Source organism: Bacillus cereus group sp. MYBK101-2 (assembly GCF_051918845.1).
Lineage (GTDB): Bacteria > Bacillota > Bacilli > Bacillales > Bacillaceae_G > Bacillus_A > Bacillus_A paranthracis.
This window is the reverse complement of record NZ_JBQAIE010000001.1, coordinates 715,898-733,813: the sequence shown is the minus strand read 5'-3', so window position 1 is coordinate 733,813 and position 17,916 is coordinate 715,898. Positions and strand designations below refer to the sequence as shown.

The following is a 17,916-nucleotide window of genomic DNA, read 5'->3' as shown; positions in this document are numbered from 1 at the left end:
GTTATATGAAAAATGATAACGTTTCGTTCTTTTCGTAAGTATTGGCTTACGAAAGGAACGAAACTCTACTAAGGTGATTATATGCAACGTTATTTTGTAGAAGAGAAATATGTAAATGAGACAAGTATTCGCATTGTAGGTGATGACGTCCATCATATCGCAAGAGTGATGCGTATGTCAGCTGGAGATCACATTTATTGCTGTGTAAACGGAAAAACAGCCGTATGTTCAATTGATGAAATTACCAGTGAATTTATTCATACTGCTATTGTAGAATGGGTAGAGGCGTCAAGTGAACTTCCTGTTTTCGTGACGATTGCAAGTGGACTGCCGAAAGGAGACAAGCTAGAGTTAATTTTTCAAAAAGGAACTGAGCTTGGGGCAGCTGCATTCTTACCATTTCAAGCATCTCGCTCTATCGTAAAATGGGATGCGAAAAAAGCGGATAAAAAAGTTGAACGTTTAAGAAAAATTGTGAAAGAAGCTGCGGAACAATCACATAGAAGTGAAATTCCAGAAGTACACGCCCCAGCATCGTTTAAACAATTGCTATCAATGAGTGGTGAGTATGATGTTTGTCTTGTTGCTTACGAAGAGGAAGCGAAACAAGGCGAGAAATCTAATTTTGCGAAAGCTTTAACGATGATGAAACCAGGTCAAAAGTTATTGATTGTATTTGGCCCAGAAGGCGGTTTGGCTGAGGAAGAGATTACAGCGCTTCGTGAACATAAATTTGTACCATGTAGTTTAGGACCAAGAATTTTAAGAACAGAAACGGCGCCGTTATATGCGTTAAGTGCTGCTTCGTATCATTTTGAATTGATGGGGTGATGATCAATGTCAACTGTTGCGTTCCATACGTTAGGTTGTAAAGTAAACCACTATGAAACAGAAGCCATTTGGCAATTGTTTAAACAAGGTGGATATGAAAGAACTGAATATGAAAAAAAAGCTGATGTATATGTTATTAATACATGTACAGTAACGAATACGGGGGATAAGAAAAGTCGTCAAGTTATTAGACGTGCTGTTCGTCAAAACCCAGATGCGGTTATTTGTGTAACAGGATGTTATGCACAAACATCTCCAGCGGAAATTATGGCGATTCCAGGTGTAGATATTGTAGTTGGTACACAAGATCGTGAAAAGATGTTAGGATACATCGAAGAATTCCGTAAAGAGCGTCAGCCAATTAATGCTGTGCGTAACATTATGAAAACACGTGTATATGAAGAACTTGATGTACCTTACTTCACGGACCGTACACGTGCATCTTTAAAAATACAAGAAGGTTGTAATAACTTCTGTACATTCTGTATTATTCCTTGGGCGCGTGGTTTAATGCGCTCTCGCGATGGGAAAGAAGTTATTAAACAAGCGCAACAATTAGTAGATGCAGGCTATAAGGAAATCGTATTAACAGGTATTCATACAGGTGGGTACGGTGAAGATATTAAAGATTATAACTTAGCTGGATTACTTCGTGATATGGAAGCGGAAGTAGACGGATTAAAACGTCTTCGTATTTCTTCTATTGAAGCGAGTCAGATTTCAGATGAAGTAATTGAAGTGTTAGATAAGTCTGAAGTAGTTGTACGTCACTTACACATTCCGTTGCAATCTGGATCTAATACTGTATTAAAGCGTATGCGTCGTAAATATACGATGGAATTTTTCCAAGAGCGCTTAGATCGTTTGAAAGAAGCGTTACCAGGTCTTGCGATTACATCAGACGTAATCGTTGGTTTCCCAGGTGAAACAGAAGAAGAATTCATGGAAACATACAATTTCATTAAAGAGAATCGCTTCTCTGAGTTGCACGTATTCCCGTACTCAAAACGTACAGGAACACCTGCAGCGCGTATGGAAGATCAAGTTCCTGAAGATGTGAAGAATGATCGTGTTCACCGTTTAATTGAACTATCTAATCAATTAGCGAAAGAGTATGCATCACAGTTTGAAGGAGAAGTACTTGAAATTATTCCAGAAGAACAATTTAAAGAGGGCGACCGTGAAGGCCTATATGTGGGTTATACAGATAACTACTTGAAAATTGTATTTGAAGGATCAGAAGAATTAATCGGTAAACTAGTGAAAGTAAAAATCACAAAAGCTGGTTATCCATATAACGAAGCGCAATTTGTTCGTGTCCTTGAAGATGATGTGAAAAAGGAATCAGCAAGCGCATAAAGTGAAACTTTAATGAGCGTGGGATTCATTCCCCGCTCATTATTAGCCCGGACCAATCGGGATAAAAAAGCATGCAAACGGAAACGATTTGCATGCTTTCTTTTTTAGTGGAGAAGTTAAGTACTGAAAATGTATGAAATGAGTAGTTGTTTCGTACGTTCCTGCATGAAAAAAGGTGTAATGATAAAAATATAGTTGCCTTCAGGGGAAAGGATAACAGCTATCTGCATAGTTTTTGAAAAAGGAAGAGCATCTATTCTTCTTTTATTCTGCCAAATAGTTGACCTGAAGTGATAAAATGTATTATAATCGTAAAAGACATGCTGAAGAAGTGTTTCTTTTTGCATGCTGGAGTTAGTATGTAAGTGTGATGTTTCGGAGGGAGGGAAAGAGAATGTCAAAAACAGTCGTTCGTAAAAACGAGTCTTTGGAGGATGCACTTCGCCGTTTTAAAAGATCGGTTTCTAAAACTGGTACACTTGCTGAAGCAAGAAAGCGCGAGTTTTATGAAAAACCAAGTGTAAAACGTAAGAAGAAATCTGAAGCGGCAAGAAAGCGTAAATTCTAAGAGAGGGTGTAAGTTATGAGTCTTCTCGGTCGTTTAAACGATGATATGAAACAAGCGATGAAGAATAAACAAAAAGAAAAATTAACCGTCATTCGTATGGTTAAGGCTGCTTTACAAAATGAAGGTATTAAACTACAGCATACTCTTACTGAAGAAGAGGAACTAACAGTTTTAGCTCGTGAAGTAAAACAGCATAAGGACTCCCTCCTTGAATTTAAAAAAGCTGGTCGTGAAGACCTTGTTAATAAACTGCAAAGTGAAATTCAGATTTTAAGCGCATATTTGCCGGAGCAATTAACGGAAGAAGAGCTAGTTGATATAATCAAGCAAGTTATTTCTGAAGTTGGTGCGACGTCTAAAGCAGATATGGGTAAGGTGATGACTGCTGTTATGCCGAAAGTAAAAGGTAAAACAGATGGATCGCTTGTGAATAAGCTGGTTATCCAGCTATTAGCATAAAAAAACGTCTCATTTCGTATGAGACGTTTTTTTATGCTTTTTTCAGTTTGGACGTGATATTACAAGCTCTTTTTTCATACATATGGGATGAGAGGGGGTCTTTTGGGATGAAAAAATTAGAACAAATGAAGAATTGGTTAACGAAGCAAATAGACCTACCAGTGGATGTGCTAATGGATCTACCTCGGATCACGCTTGTTGGGCAAGTGCATATCTATATAGAAAATCATCGAGGTTTATTAGTGTTTTCAGATAAAGAAGTAAGATTGTTGTTAAAGCATGGTCAGTTATTAATTAAGGGGCAGTCCTTTGTTATTAAAACAATCCTTCCGGAAGAACTTTTGCTTGAAGGGATAATTGAGCAAGTGACGTTTTTAGAAGACGAACAGAAAGAGAAGTAAGGGAAACTTCCGTATGTGAAGTTTTTCTTCTTTATTCTAATGATTTGCCCCTACTATTTAAGTTTATCCCGCTTTAATGGGCAATAAGCCCCCGCCTCAAAATTCAGCGAAAGCAAAGAAGTTAGGTGGGGGTCGGGCTGTCCGTTAAAGTCCAATTGGTGAGGGCTGATTAAAGTCTCACTTTATCCCGCTATTTATGGAAAATAAAACTCTTTATTTTATTTTCGTACGAGCTATTTTGCTAATTAAAGTGAAAAGTAGTGTGTCTACTTTTGGAAAGGTAGTGAAGGTAGTAGATGAAAAATAAATGGTTTATAAAGTGGCTTGGATATGTAAAGGTACGAATTGAAGGTAGAGGAGCGGAGCGGTTTGTTAACGAATGTGTGCGTAGAAAATTATTAGTTTGGGACGTTAAGAAAATCGCCGATGAAACGTTAGTCTTTTGTATGCTATTACGAGATGTGAAAAAAATAAAGCCGATTTATAGAAAAAATGAGTGTAAACTATATTTTATTGGGCGTTACGGTTTTCCATTTTGGAATAAGCGCTTAATTAAAAATAGTGGATTCTTAATTGGTTTTTTAATTTTCTTCTTTGGCATGATTGCATTATCGAATATGGTTTGGAAAATTGAAATTACGGGAGCGAAACCTGAAACAGAATATATATTGATGAAAGAATTGGACAAAATGGGTATTAAAAAAGGAAAATTACAATTCCAAATGCCTAGTGTAGAAGATGTACAACGTCATTTGACGGACAATATTAATGCGATTACTTGGGCAGGACTAGAAGTAAGGGGAACGACGTACCATTTTAAAATTGTTGAAAAAAATGAGCCGAAAAAAGAAAAAGAACAAAGGCCGCAAAATTTAGTGGCAAAAAAAGAAGCGATTGTTACAAAAACATTTGTTGAAGTTGGAAAACCAGTCGTTTTAAAAAATGATCATGTAGAAAAAGGGCAGCTTCTCGTATCAGGGATATACGGTAATGAGGAGAGTCCAACCATTGTTTCGGCGAAAGGTATTGTATATGGAGAAACGTGGTACACATCTGAGGTGAATGTACCACTGAAGACGCAATTTCAAGTATATACTGGTAATACGTATAATGAGCATTACCTTACATTTGGGAGTACAAAAATAAAAATATGGGGATTTCAGCATGATAAGTATAAACGTTCTCGTACGGAAAGTGTAAAACATGATGTGAAATTATTTGGTTTTACACTGCCGATTGCATATGAAAAAGATGTAGTGCGAGAAGAGGAAGAGGCGAACCGAGAATATACAGAAAAACAGGCAATGAAAGTAGCGAAAGAAATGGCTGAAAAAGAACTAAAGAAAAAATTGGATGAACATGCTATGATTGTAAGTGATAAGATTTTGAGTAAAGAGGTTGAGGCGGATCAACTAAAAGTCACTTTGCATTATACTGTGATTGAAAATATTGCAGAGCCACAACCAATATCCGAATCCGATATTCAAGGAGACTGAGTAATGGCAGAACAATTAGTAGAAATGAACCAACAATTGGAAAATACTAACGAAGCAATCGCTCTTTTTGGAGTCAATGATGCTCATTTGAAAGTAATTGAACGGGAACTGAATGTATCAATTGTAACTAGAGGTGAAACTGTTCATGCATCTGGAGCAGTTGAAACTGTGACACTCGTAGAAAAAATCTTACAACAACTACTTGTTGTTATTCGAAAAGGTGTGTCAATTACAGAAAGAGATGTTGCGTATGCAATTCAGCTCGCGCAACAAGGGAAAATTGCTCAATTTGAAGAGTTATATGAAGAAGAAATCTTTAAAACGGCAAAAGGTAAATCCATTCGTGTAAAAACGATGGGACAAAGAAGATATATTCATGCAATGAAGAAAAATGATATTGTATTTGGAATAGGACCTGCCGGGACTGGGAAAACATACTTAGCTGTAGTAATGGCTGTAAGAGCTTTAAAGCAAGGGTATGTAAAGAAAATCATTTTAACGAGACCGGCTGTAGAAGCTGGAGAAAGTTTAGGATTTTTACCAGGTGATTTGAAAGAGAAGGTAGATCCGTACTTACGTCCATTGTATGATGCTCTGCACGATATTCTTGGACAAGAATATACGCAGCGTATGATGGAGAGAGGTGTAATTGAAATCGCGCCTCTTGCTTATATGAGAGGACGTACGCTCGATGATTCATTTGTTATTTTAGATGAAGCGCAAAATACAACGGGTGCACAAATAAAAATGTTTTTAACTAGATTAGGTTTTAGTTCTAAAATGGTTATTACGGGGGACCCTTCACAAGTAGACTTACCAAAAGGGGTAAAATCAGGGCTTACGCTAGCCGCTAACATTTTATCTGGTGTATCAGGTCTTTCATTCATTACGTTAGAACAAACGGACGTTGTAAGGCATCCACTGGTACAACGTATTATTGAGGCATATGATAAAATGGAATGATCCTATTTGTCAGGATCATTTCTTTTTGTATTAAGGTTGGCGAACGGCATATTTTTTACTATCATAAAAGATAAGAGAAATAAACTATAGGTACTGGTGTATAAAAATGTTACCTAAAAGTATCGTTGGCTAGAAGAAATGAAAGCTATAAATAGTTTCACTTTATTTCTAGAGAGGAGAAGGTATTGAAATCATGTTAAGATCTCAAGAAATTTCTAAGTGGTTTCGTAATTTACAACATTCGAAAAAACTAAGTTGGATTTCTTACGTTTTATTAGGGGCGGTGCTGTTTTTTGCACTTATGAATAATGTGAAACCAGAGCAATTAGATGTTGATATGTATTCTATTGCGAAAAAAACAATTCATTCTCCTATTAAAATTGAAGATAAGGTTATAACGGAAAGAAAAAAACAAGAGGCCGCTCAAAAAGTCGGGGATCAATATACATATAGAAGTGAATATAAACAAAATAGAGTAGATATTGTAAATGATGTTTTTGCTAAGGTGAATGAAGTAATTCAGGAGATGAAAGCTGCTGGACCTGAAGAGCAAAAAAAGATGACCGATGCGAATAAATTAGAAAAGTTGAAGAAGAAGTTGCCATCCAATTTAACGAAGGAATTATCGGATGAGAATTTATTATACTTTATTAATGCAGAACCGGATCAATTAGAATTAGCAAAGAATGCTGCTTTAACGTCTGTTAGCGTTATCATGGGTGGAAATATTAAAATGTCCGAAGAAATGGCGGCGAAAGAGCGATTTGTTAATGAAATGAAAAGCCTGAATGTGAATAGCGGATTGAAAGAAGCTGTGAATGCGCTAGGATCATATGCGATTACAGCAAATTATTTCTATGATCCGGCTGTAACGAAAGAGAAGAAGAAAGCAGAAGAAGATTTAGTTCCACCTGTTTATATTCTTCAAGGACAAGTTATTGTTAGAGAAGGTGAAACAATTTCAAGTGATATGTATAATCAGTTGAAATTAGTCGGTTTATTAGAAAAAGGTAATAGTTTTCAGCCTTATGTTGGATTAGCGGTGCTCATTGGTGTGTTACTATACTTTATGCATAAACAGTTTGAAGTATTTTTACAGCGGAAAAGAGAAGACAAACCGTACATTTTAGCGTATATTACAATTTTGTCTATCACGATTGTTTTAATGAAAATCATTAGTTTGTTTCAAAAGCTTGAATATGCAGGAATTGCGTATGTTGTCCCAGTTGCGATGGGAACGATACTTGTAAAACTAATGATTGGCGATCGATTTGTATTTTTAACAAGTATGATTTTTTCTGTGTGCGGAAGTATTATGTTTAATGAAGGAGTAACAAGTACACTAAATTATAGTGTAGGCATTTATGTGTTATTAAGTTCATTATCAGTGAGCATTTTCTTAAGAGAAAAAAATCGTCGTACGATGATTTTACAAGCTGGTATACTCGTTTCAATCTTAAATGTAGTCGTCTTGGCGGCGTTATTATTATTACGTAATGGGAATTTTTCGCCTCTTGAAATTGGTACCCAATTATTAATGGCTTCCCTTTCAGGAATTATCTCATCCGTTTTGGCTATGGGGATATTACCATATTTAGAAAGTGGACTTGGAATTGTATCAAGTATGAAGCTTATGGAATTATCAAGTCCGAATCATCCGCTGTTGCGTAGAATTTTATTAGAAGCGCCAGGGACATATCACCATAGTGTAATGGTAGCGAATCTTTCTGAGGCGGCTTGTGAAGCAGTTGGAGCAAATGGTGTATTAGCGCGTGTAGGGGCGTACTATCATGATGTAGGAAAAACAGTACAACCACAATTCTTTATTGAAAACCAGATGGGAATTGAAAATCCGCATGATAAATTAGATCCTGTGACGAGTAAAGATATTATCATTGCTCATGTAACCGATGGAGTAAAGATGCTCGAAGAATACCATATTCCGCAAGAAATTATCGATATTGCTGGACAACACCATGGTACAACGCTCCTGAAATATTTTTATTATAAGGCGATTAAAGAAGATAAAGAAAAATATACAGAAGAGATGTTCCGTTATCCGGGATCAAAAGCAACTTCTAAAGAATCGGCAATCGTTGGTATTGCGGATAGTGTTGAGGCAGCGGTACGTTCTATGAATCACCCAACGCCAGATCAAATTAATAATTTAGTACAAAGTATTATTAAAGATCGCCTGCAAGATGGGCAATTTAGTGAATGTGATTTGACATTTAAGGAACTACAAATCGTTGGAAAAACGTTATGTGAAACGTTAAATGGTATTTTCCATTCGCGTATTACATATCCGGAACCACCGGAAGATAAGGAGAAAGAATGAGTTTATTAATTGATTTCATTGATGAAACAGAAGAAGTGAAAGAAGAGTATGTGAATTTAATTCGTGAGATATTAGGAAAAGCAGCTCAAATGGAAAAAATAGAGGATGGTGCAGAGTTATCAGTAACATTTGTAGATAACGAACGCATTCGCGAGATTAATCGTGATTACCGAGATAAGGATCAGCCTACTGATGTCATTTCTTTTGCTATGGAAGAAATGGGAGAAGGAGAAATGGAAATTGTAGGTGTAGAGATGCCGCGTATGTTAGGCGATCTTATTATTTCTATTCCGAGAGCGAAAGAACAAGCTGAAGAGTATGGGCACTCTTTTGATCGTGAACTTGGCTTTTTAGCGTTACATGGCTTTTTACATTTACTTGGTTATGACCACATGACAGAAGAGGATGAAAAAGAAATGTTCGGAAGACAAAAAGAAATTTTAGAAGCATTTGGATTAGGACGATGAAAAAAGGAAAACTTATAGATAGTTTTGGGTATGCTATAGTCGGTATATTCTTTTGTCTTCGTCATGAACGAAATATGAAAATTCATTATTTAGCCGCAGTTGTTGTTATATGCTGCGGCTTTTATTTCCATATTACAAAAGTAGAATGGATGGTATTACTTATTGTAATGGGAATTGTAATGAGTTTAGAGATGGTAAATACGGCTGTGGAAAAAACAGTAGATTTAGCGACTACCGATATACATCCGTTTGCGAAAGTCGCAAAGGATGTCGCAGCGGGAGCTGTTTTATTGTTTGCGATCATAGCCGTTATAATTGGTGCTATTATCTTTTTACCGTATGTGGTATAGTTGCATTCCAAAGCTTTTCTTAAGCTTTGAAGGTGCCGTAAAGGCCTTTAGTAAGAGAGTGTATCTATTCACAGCTGTGAACAGGAAGGATGCGGGAATATGAATGGTCAACAATTAATTCAAGAAGCAATCGAAGCGCGTAAACAAGCGTACGTACCATATTCTAAATTTCAAGTAGGTGCAGCATTATTAACGCAGGATGGAAAAGTATATCGTGGATGTAATGTTGAGAATGCTTCATATGGCTTATGTAACTGTGCAGAAAGAACAGCTTTATTTAAGGCGGTTTCTGAAGGAGATAAAGAGTTTGTAGCTATCGCAATTGTGGCGGATACGAAGCGTCCAGTACCTCCTTGTGGAGCATGTCGACAAGTTATGGTAGAATTATGTAAACAGGATACGAAAGTATACCTATCAAATTTACATGGTGACGTTCAAGAGACAACAGTCGGGGAATTGTTACCAGGAGCATTTTTAGCGGAGGATTTACATGAATAGAAAAGGTTATAAATCAGGTTTTGTCTCTATTATTGGCAGACCGAATGTTGGGAAATCTACATTTTTAAATCGTATTATTGGTCAAAAAATTGCTATTATGAGTGACAAGCCACAAACAACTCGTAATAAAATTCAAGGCGTATATACAGAAAATGATTCACAAGTAATTTTTATTGATACACCAGGAATACATAAACCGAAACATAAACTAGGCGACTTCATGGTGAAGATGGCGCAAACGACATTAAAAGAAGTTGATATCGTTCTGTTTATGGTGAATGCTGTTGAAGGCTTTGGTCGTGGTGAAGAATTCATCATCGAGAAGTTAAAAGAAACGAAACAACCAGTATTTTTAGTTATTAATAAAATTGACCAAGTTCACCCAGAACAATTATTAGAGTTAATTGATCAATATCGCAAATTACATGATTTTGCAGAAATCGTACCAATTTCTGCATTAGACGGTAATAACGTGGAGGCTCTAATTGGTACAATTAAAAAGTATTTACCAGAAGGACCACAATACTACCCGGATAATCAAGTAACGGATCATCCCGAGAGATTTATTATTGCAGAGCTTATTCGTGAGAAAGTACTACATTTAACACGTGAAGAAGTGCCGCATTCTGTGGCTGTTGTTATCGATGCAATTCAAAAACGCGAAGGCGGGGCAGTTTATATTAATGCAACGATTGTTGTTGAACGTCCGTCGCAAAAAGGGATTATTATCGGAAAACAAGGGAAGATGTTAAAAGAAGTCGGTAAGCGAGCTCGTTTTGATATTGAAGCATTACTTGGTTCTAAAGTATTTTTAGAAGTATGGGTAAAAGTGCAAAAAGATTGGCGAAATAAAATGTCTCAGCTTCGTGACCTTGGTTTCCGCGAAGACGAGTATTAAAATAGAGTAAAGCTGTAATCAGCGGATGTTTTGTTCATCCGCTGATTATTGGTTTTTACGAGTTTTGATAAATTAGGAAAAATTTTTCTCACATGAAAATGGACAAAATGGGTCAATTTAATAACAACAAAGGAAATTGGTTTATAGGCTACGCTTATTGAGAAAGGTGGATTCTTATGCTAGATTTTACCTGGAAGTTTTTCTCCAAAACAGGAAGCATTGAGACGTATTTGCTTTTGAAAGAAATGGAAAAAGACGTAAACGATGAGATGGATCAACATGAAGAGGAGCTAGCGCATCTAGACTCTCCAATTTCTTGACCCGTTTTGTTCAAACCTTGGATGGTGACGAACATGTTTCAAAAAGTTGAGGGCATCGTTATCCGTACGACAGATTACGGAGAAACGAACAAGATTGTTACAATATTCTCAAGAGAATTGGGTAAGGTAAGTGCAATGGCAAGAGGAGCGAAAAAACCGAAAAGCCGGTTAGCATCTGTTTCGCAACTTATGACACATGGTCATTTTCTTATTCAAATGGGATCTGGACTTGGAACTTTGCAACAAGGCGAGATTATTTCAACTATGAAAGAAATTCGCGAGGATATATTTTTAACTGCTTATGCATCATTTATTGTTGAGTTAACTGATAAAGCAACAGAAGATAAAAAACATAATCCATATTTATTTGAAATGTTATATCAAACGTTGCATTATATGTGTGAGGGTGTTGATCCAGAAGTATTATCATTAATTTATCAAACGAAAATGCTTCCGGTATTAGGGATGCGCCCGTACTTTGATACATGTGCGATTTGTCATCAAGAAACAGATTTTGTCGCCTTCTCTGTTAGGGAGGGCGGTTTTCTGTGCTCACGTCATGCTGAGCAAGATCAATATCGTATACCAGTGGGGGAAGCCGTTCATAAATTATTGCGTCTTTTCTACCACTTCGATTTACATAGACTTGGCAATGTATCAGTGAAGGATAGCACAAAAAAACAAATGCGTTTAGTATTGAATACATATTATGATGAATATTGCGGGATTTATTTGAAATCAAGACGTTTCTTAGAACAACTTGATAAGTTTCAAATATAATTTGGGGCCGTATACGGTCCTTTTTACATCCTTTCTTTTTCGAATAGCATATTTAGTATATAATATTTAAGAGATAGTATAACTTTTTTCGTTGTGCATTAAAGGTGGTGATTATCATAGAGCTGAATAAACGGCAAGAACATATCATTCAGATTGTAAAAGATCACGGTCCTATTACAGGGGAGTCAATTGCTGCGCAATTGGGATTAACACGTGCAACGCTAAGACCAGACTTAGCAATTTTAACGATGGCTGGTTATTTAGAAGCACGTCCACGCGTAGGTTATTTTTATACGGGTAAAACTGGGGGACAGTTATTATCTGAAGCTGTTAAGAAAATTAAAGTACAAGATTATCAATCTAGACCGGTTGTAATTGATAAAAATGTATCGGTATACGATGCGATTTGTACTATGTTTTTAGAGGATGTAGGTACATTATTCGTTGTAGATCAATCGACTCTATTAGTAGGCGTTGTATCTCGTAAAGATTTATTACGAGCTAGCTTAGGGAAGCAGGATTTAACCTCACTTCCGGTTAATATTATCATGACAAGGATGCCAAACATTGCGATGTGTCGTAGAGAAGATTCTTTATATGATATTGCGATGGAATTAATAGAAAGACAGATTGATGCGATGCCAGTTGTAAAAGATACGAAACAAGGTTTAGAAGTGGTTGGACGAATTACAAAAACAAATATTACACGTGCGTTTGTAAACTTAGTAAATAACGAATAAGTGTAATTTGTTTAAAGTGAGGTAATGTAATGGATAATAAAATCGTATATGTCGTATCTGACTCTGTAGGAGAAACGGCTGATTTGGTTGTTCGAGCAGCAATGGGGCAATTCCCATTTGCTCCTGATATTAGACGTGTGCCGTATGTAGAGGATACAGGGACATTAAAAGAAGTGATTTCGATTGCTAAGAGCAATCAAGCACTTATTTGTTTTACGTTAGTAAAGCCTGACATGCGCCAATATTTAGTGACAGAGGCTGCAAAAGAAGGTGTAGAGGCATATGATATTATTGGCCCTCTAATCGATCAAATTGAAGAAATTACCGGGCAAGTGCCTAGATATGAGCCTGGTGTTGTTCGTAGGTTAGATGAAGAATACTTTAAAAAGATTGAAGCGATTGAGTTTGCTGTGAAGTATGATGATGGTAGAGATGCACGTGGTATTTTAAAAGCAGATATCGTGTTAATTGGGATTTCGCGCACATCAAAAACACCACTTTCTCAATATTTAGCTCATAACAAACGTTTGAAAGTTGCCAACGTACCACTAGTACCAGAAGTAGATCCGCCTGAAGAATTATATCAAGTGGCTAAAGAAAAATGCTTCGGTTTGAAAATTACGCCAGAGAAGTTAAATCATATTCGAAAAGAGCGATTGAAATCACTTGGACTAAGTGATGGAGCAACATATGCCAATATTAATCGTATTAAAGAAGAGATTGATCACTTTGAGAATGTAGTTAATAAAATAAATTGTCAAGTAATTGATGTATCGAACAAAGCGATTGAAGAAACAGCTAACATTATTGTGAATGCAGTGCAAAACCAAAAAATGTTTTAGCACATTTACCAAAGGTGAATGTGCTTTTTTCGCTCGTGAGAAACACAGTGCCTGCTGATTTTGTAATAGATGATAGCGAAGTGGTTATGCTTATATTTTTCGGTCTTTTTATTATGCTAAAGGTAGGGTTTCGCTATCCTGAAATAGAAGATGAAAAAATAAAGGGATATGTAGCGTAGTTGAAGAAAATATATTATAATAAAAAATTGTGATAAAAACCTATATTTTACGTTTAGACTTTAATTTTTCAGAATAAACTAGGGATAGGATTTAAGAAATGACATGTAATTACGTTAAATCGACAAAATCTATACAAGAAAACGCACATTATGGAAGGATTCGCAGAAGGGATGTAGAATACAGAAATATGAAAAACATCAATATGGTATGAGTTGATGCAGATGCATATACTGTGAAGGCTGACAATTGTGCGAGCTGGAACGAAATTTCATGTCAAAATTTTGTTTGTCACATCGTATGCTCATCGTTTAAGGAAGTAGCGAGGGAATTTGGATCTATGTAGATGCTGAATAAGCAAAAGTTGATTTCTTTATATGTATCAACATGCAAAAAACAGATCTCGTGATCACATAGGATATGGTGCTTGCTAGTCTTCTTATGAAAAAGTGCATATGTATTGTCTTCATGAGGTACATTTGTAATAGATGAGCAAATGGATACAATTTTATATAGTAGGTACGTATCTGCGAAGTTACGCAGAAAAGGGTCTGCAAAATCGCTTGATAACGTGATCGACAACATTTTCTAATAAGTTTAGAAAAAATATTGTCGAATTATAAAGGAATTTTTTAATTTATATCGAATACAAAATACGACACGGAGATGGAGTTATGGGGAACAGAATTCCTGAAGAAGTTGTTGAACAAATTCGGACATCATCCGATATTGTCGAAGTGATTGGTGAATACGTTCAACTTAGAAAACAGGGACGTAACTATTTCGGCCTTTGTCCGTTTCATGGTGAGAATTCTCCTTCATTCTCTGTTTCATCTGACAAGCAAATTTTTCATTGCTTCGGATGTGGAGAAGGTGGAAATGTATTTTCCTTTCTAATGAAAATGGAAGGACTGGCTTTTACCGAAGCTGTTCAAAAGCTAGGTGAAAGAAATGGAATTGCGGTTGCAGAGTATACATCAGGGCAAGGACAACAAGAAGACATATCTGATGACACTGTCATCATGCAACAGGCTCATGAACTTTTGAAAAAGTATTATCATCATTTATTAGTAAATACAGAAGAAGGAAATGAAGCACTTTCGTATTTGTTAAAACGTGGTATTACAAAAGAGATGATTGAGAAGTTTGAAATTGGTTATGCGTCACCTGCTTGGGATGCAGCAACGAAAATCTTACAAAAAAGAGGTTTATCGCTATCAAGTATGGAACAAGCTGGTCTTCTCATAAGAAGCGAGAAGGATGGTAGTCATTATGATCGCTTCCGTGGAAGAGTTATGTTTCCAATCTATACGTTACAAGGTAAAGTGATAGCGTTTAGTGGAAGGGCATTAGGAGATGACACTCCGAAATATTTAAATAGCCCAGAAACACCAATTTTTCACAAAAGTAAATTGTTGTATAACTTCCACCAAGCGAGGCCGTTTATTAGAAAACGTGGGCAAGTGGTCCTTTTTGAAGGGTATGCTGACGTACTAGCTGCGGTAAAAAGTGGTGTGGAAGAAGCTGTTGCGACAATGGGAACAGCTTTAACTGAAGAACAAGCAAAACTTCTGCGACGTAACGTTGAAACTGTTGTTCTTTGCTATGATGGTGATAAAGCAGGGCGAGAAGCGACGATGAAAGCAGGGCAATTATTGTTGCAAGTTGGTTGCCAAGTGAAAGTTACATCCTTGCCAGATAAGCTTGATCCTGATGAATATGTGCAACAATATGGGACAACTGCTTTTGAAAATCTTGTGAAATCAAGTATAAGTTTTGTTGGTTTTAAAATAAATTATTTGCGTTTAGGGAAAAATTTGCAAGATGAGTCGGGCAAAGAAGAGTATGTGAAAAGTGTTTTAAAAGAGTTATCGTTGTTACAGGATGCGATGCAGGCAGAATCATATTTGAAGTCATTATCGCAAGAATTTTCGTATTCAATGGAAACACTTTTGAATCAATTGCACCAATATCGCAAAGAACAAAAGGTACAGCAAAAACAAGTAAAGCAGGTTTCTAAGCCGTCTCAAATTGTTCAAACAAAACCGAAGTTAACAGGTTTTGAAAGGGCAGAAAGAGAAATTATTTACCATATGTTGCAAAGTCCAGAAGTGGCCGTTCGTATGGAATCCCACATAGAAGATTTTCATACAGAAGAACATAAAGGGATTTTATATGAACTATACGCATATTATGAAAAGGGAAATGAACCTTCAGTCGGAACATTTTTAAGTTGGCTCTCTGATGAAAAGTTGAAAAATATTATTACTGATATTTCGACGGATGAATTTATTAATCCAGAATACACAGAAGAAGTGTTACAAGGCCATTTGGAGACGCTTAGACGTCATCAAGAAAAACTTGAAAAGATGGAAATCATCTTCAAGATAAAACAAATGGAAAAAACAGATCCTGTAGAGGCTGCTAAATATTATGTAGCATATTTACAAAATCAAAAAGCGAGAAAATAGCTTTTTTGATAAATTTTTAGTATAATGAATGTTTGTATCTCGCGTAAGGAGGGGAACAGATGGCTGACAAACCAGCTCGTTCTAAACAAATTGAAACTGAAATGACCCTTGAGCAAGTGAAAGAACAACTCACTGAGCTCGGAAAAAAACGTGGCGTTCTTACATATGAAGAGATTGCAGAACGCATGAATGGATTTGAAATTGAATCCGATCAAATGGATGAATACTATGAATATTTAGGTGAACAAGGGATTGACTTAGTTGGCGACAATGACAACGACGAAGGCCCTAATAATCGCCAAATAGCAAAATCGGAAGAAGAATTCGACCTCAATGATTTAAGTGTACCACCAGGGGTTAAAATCAACGATCCTGTTCGTATGTATTTAAAAGAAATTGGTCGTGTAGATTTACTATCTGCAGAAGAAGAAATTCGACTTGCAACGCGTATTGAAGAAGGCGATGAAGAAGCGAAACGTCGTCTTGCAGAAGCAAACTTACGTCTTGTAGTAAGTATTGCAAAGCGCTACGTGGGCCGTGGTATGCTTTTCTTAGACTTAATTCAAGAAGGGAATATGGGTCTAATTAAAGCGGTTGAAAAGTTCGATTATCGTAAAGGTTTCAAATTTAGTACGTATGCAACTTGGTGGATTCGCCAAGCAATTACACGTGCGATTGCAGACCAAGCAAGAACAATTCGTATCCCAGTTCATATGGTTGAAACGATTAATAAGTTAATTCGTGTACAACGTCAATTATTACAAGATTTAGGACGTGAACCATCTCCTGAAGAGATAGGTGAAGAAATGGATCTTGCTCCAGAAAAAGTACGTGAAATCTTGAAAATTGCACAGGAGCCAGTTTCTCTTGAAACACCGATTGGTGAAGAAGATGACTCCCATTTAGGTGATTTCATTGAAGACCAAGAAGCAACATCGCCTGCGGACCATGCAGCGTATGAATTGCTAAAAGAACAATTAGAAGATGTGTTAGATACACTAACAGATCGTGAAGAAAATGTTCTACGTCTTCGTTTTGGTTTAGATGATGGACGAACTCGTACGCTTGAAGAAGTTGGGAAAGTATTCGGCGTAACGAGAGAACGTATCCGTCAAATTGAAGCAAAAGCACTTCGTAAATTGAGACATCCAAGCCGTAGTAAGCGTCTTAAGGATTTCTTAGAATAGGCTACCTTTAAGTTTACTTCACTTTTGTGAAGTAAACTTTTTTATTTTGTTAATTTTTGTTAAACTTTAGCTGTCAGCAACGATTACAATTTCTTGTAATTTATTTTACAGAATTGTCTTTTGATTTGCAAATGCTCATTTTTCGATTTTTCGATTAATTTTGTTTATTCTATACAAAAATATATGTAGAAAAGTGAAAAATATGATGAGAAACGTTAATAATTATCGAAATAATAAGCGATATAACAATAAAAAACAATAAACTGAATTTATGGAATATTTTTAACGATTAGTAGTTTACTCTTTTCTGATAGAGCGTTTTCAAGTACAATGGAAATGACTGAATCATCTAACTATTTAGGGGTATAGAGGGGGGAGAAGAGATATGAAACGTAATCCGCTGATTCCGTTCGCTCTTATTGCAGCATTGGGTATTATCGTTATGTTTGTATTTTCATTTCAGGGGCTAAATAAATCTAAAGAGTTAGCTGATGCAAAAAATGGCGGGAAGCCAGCACAAACAGCATCCAAGCCAGAGGATATTGTGAAGCAAAGCTGTACGAGCTGCCACGGTGATCAATTACAAGGGGCGGTAGGACCTAATTTACAAAAAATTGGTGGGAAACTTTCAAAGGATGAAATTAAAGAAATTCTTTCGAAAGGAAAAGGCAATATGCCACCGAATATAGTTCCAGCTGATCAAGCCGCTAAAGTAGCTGATTGGTTATCGAAGAAAAAATAAAGTTCCGTATGACAAGCCTTTTGCTTAAG

The 17,916-nt window shown here is 36.3% G+C and carries 20 protein-coding genes; all 20 read left to right on the top strand.

The genetic code is table 11. The features are described 5' to 3' along the window. Positions 1-81: 81 nt before the first annotated feature. Complete coding sequence (locus ACTFSI_RS03930; protein WP_098923745.1) at positions 82-831, top strand: 16S rRNA (uracil(1498)-N(3))-methyltransferase; 750 nt, start codon at positions 82-84, stop codon at positions 829-831. Between the two features lie 6 nt (positions 832-837). After that, a complete protein-coding gene (mtaB, locus tag ACTFSI_RS03925; protein WP_000108677.1) occupies positions 838-2,190 on the top strand; it encodes a tRNA (N(6)-L-threonylcarbamoyladenosine(37)-C(2))-methylthiotransferase MtaB in 1,353 nt (450 codons plus the stop codon). Between the two features lie 394 nt (positions 2,191-2,584). Further along, entirely contained in the window at positions 2,585-2,758 is a 174-nt protein-coding gene (gene rpsU / locus ACTFSI_RS03920; protein ID WP_000048061.1) for a 30S ribosomal protein S21, read from the top strand. A 15-nt stretch (positions 2,759-2,773) separates the two neighbouring features. Continuing rightward, entirely contained in the window at positions 2,774-3,217 is a 444-nt protein-coding gene (locus ACTFSI_RS03915) for a GatB/YqeY domain-containing protein (protein ID WP_000054571.1), read from the top strand. A 107-nt stretch (positions 3,218-3,324) separates the two neighbouring features. Further along, the gene (gene yqfC / locus ACTFSI_RS03910) at positions 3,325-3,618 is read left to right on the top strand and encodes a sporulation protein YqfC (protein WP_000732266.1); all 294 of its coding nucleotides are present in this window, start codon (positions 3,325-3,327) and stop codon (positions 3,616-3,618) included. 296 nt (positions 3,619-3,914) lie between these two features. Further along, on the top strand, positions 3,915-5,114 hold the full coding sequence (yqfD, locus tag ACTFSI_RS03905) for a sporulation protein YqfD (protein ID WP_000792485.1): 1,200 nt from the start codon (positions 3,915-3,917) through the stop codon (positions 5,112-5,114). Between the two features lie 3 nt (positions 5,115-5,117). Next, positions 5,118-6,077 (top strand): PhoH family protein, encoded by a 960-nt coding sequence (locus ACTFSI_RS03900; protein ID WP_000840516.1) that lies wholly within the window; start codon positions 5,118-5,120, stop codon positions 6,075-6,077. A gap of 193 nt (positions 6,078-6,270) precedes the next feature. Further along, on the top strand, positions 6,271-8,415 hold the full coding sequence (locus ACTFSI_RS03895) for an HD family phosphohydrolase (RefSeq protein ID WP_000946450.1): 2,145 nt from the start codon (positions 6,271-6,273) through the stop codon (positions 8,413-8,415). Continuing rightward, complete coding sequence (ybeY, locus tag ACTFSI_RS03890) at positions 8,412-8,882, top strand: rRNA maturation RNase YbeY (RefSeq protein ID WP_000054692.1); 471 nt, start codon at positions 8,412-8,414, stop codon at positions 8,880-8,882. Before ACTFSI_RS03895 ends, ybeY begins: the two co-directional genes overlap by 4 nt. Beyond that, on the top strand, positions 8,879-9,232 hold the full coding sequence (locus tag ACTFSI_RS03885; RefSeq protein ID WP_044793784.1) for a diacylglycerol kinase family protein: 354 nt from the start codon (positions 8,879-8,881) through the stop codon (positions 9,230-9,232). Before ybeY ends, ACTFSI_RS03885 begins: the two co-directional genes overlap by 4 nt. Before the next feature lie 99 nt (positions 9,233-9,331). Then, positions 9,332-9,730, top strand: coding sequence for a cytidine deaminase (locus ACTFSI_RS03880; protein ID WP_001014347.1), 399 nt, complete (start codon positions 9,332-9,334; stop codon positions 9,728-9,730). Continuing rightward, a complete protein-coding gene (era, locus tag ACTFSI_RS03875; RefSeq protein WP_001080241.1) occupies positions 9,723-10,628 on the top strand; it encodes a GTPase Era in 906 nt (301 codons plus the stop codon). The genes ACTFSI_RS03880 and era overlap by 8 nt, the downstream gene beginning before the upstream one ends. A 176-nt stretch (positions 10,629-10,804) precedes the next feature. After that, complete coding sequence (locus ACTFSI_RS03870) at positions 10,805-10,948, top strand: YqzL family protein (RefSeq protein ID WP_000883924.1); 144 nt, start codon at positions 10,805-10,807, stop codon at positions 10,946-10,948. A gap of 33 nt (positions 10,949-10,981) precedes the next feature. Continuing rightward, positions 10,982-11,728 (top strand): DNA repair protein RecO, encoded by a 747-nt coding sequence (gene recO, locus ACTFSI_RS03865; protein ID WP_000487010.1) that lies wholly within the window; start codon positions 10,982-10,984, stop codon positions 11,726-11,728. A 107-nt stretch (positions 11,729-11,835) separates the two neighbouring features. Further along, positions 11,836-12,468, top strand: coding sequence for a helix-turn-helix transcriptional regulator (locus tag ACTFSI_RS03860; protein ID WP_000583759.1), 633 nt, complete (start codon positions 11,836-11,838; stop codon positions 12,466-12,468). A gap of 29 nt (positions 12,469-12,497) precedes the next feature. Then, positions 12,498-13,310, top strand: coding sequence for a pyruvate, water dikinase regulatory protein (locus tag ACTFSI_RS03855; RefSeq protein ID WP_000368942.1), 813 nt, complete (start codon positions 12,498-12,500; stop codon positions 13,308-13,310). Between the two features lie 47 nt (positions 13,311-13,357). Next, complete coding sequence (locus tag ACTFSI_RS03850; protein ID WP_001110543.1) at positions 13,358-13,489, top strand: hypothetical protein; 132 nt, start codon at positions 13,358-13,360, stop codon at positions 13,487-13,489. A 672-nt stretch (positions 13,490-14,161) separates the two neighbouring features. Next, positions 14,162-15,958, top strand: a complete 1,797-nt coding sequence (gene dnaG, locus ACTFSI_RS03845) for a DNA primase (protein WP_000528216.1) — start codon at positions 14,162-14,164, stop codon at positions 15,956-15,958. 59 nt (positions 15,959-16,017) lie between these two features. Then, complete coding sequence (gene rpoD, locus ACTFSI_RS03840) at positions 16,018-17,145, top strand: RNA polymerase sigma factor RpoD (protein ID WP_000764060.1); 1,128 nt, start codon at positions 16,018-16,020, stop codon at positions 17,143-17,145. 385 nt (positions 17,146-17,530) lie between these two features. Next, entirely contained in the window at positions 17,531-17,887 is a 357-nt protein-coding gene (cccA, locus tag ACTFSI_RS03835) for a cytochrome c550 (protein ID WP_000828145.1), read from the top strand. Positions 17,888-17,916 lie beyond the last annotated feature (29 nt).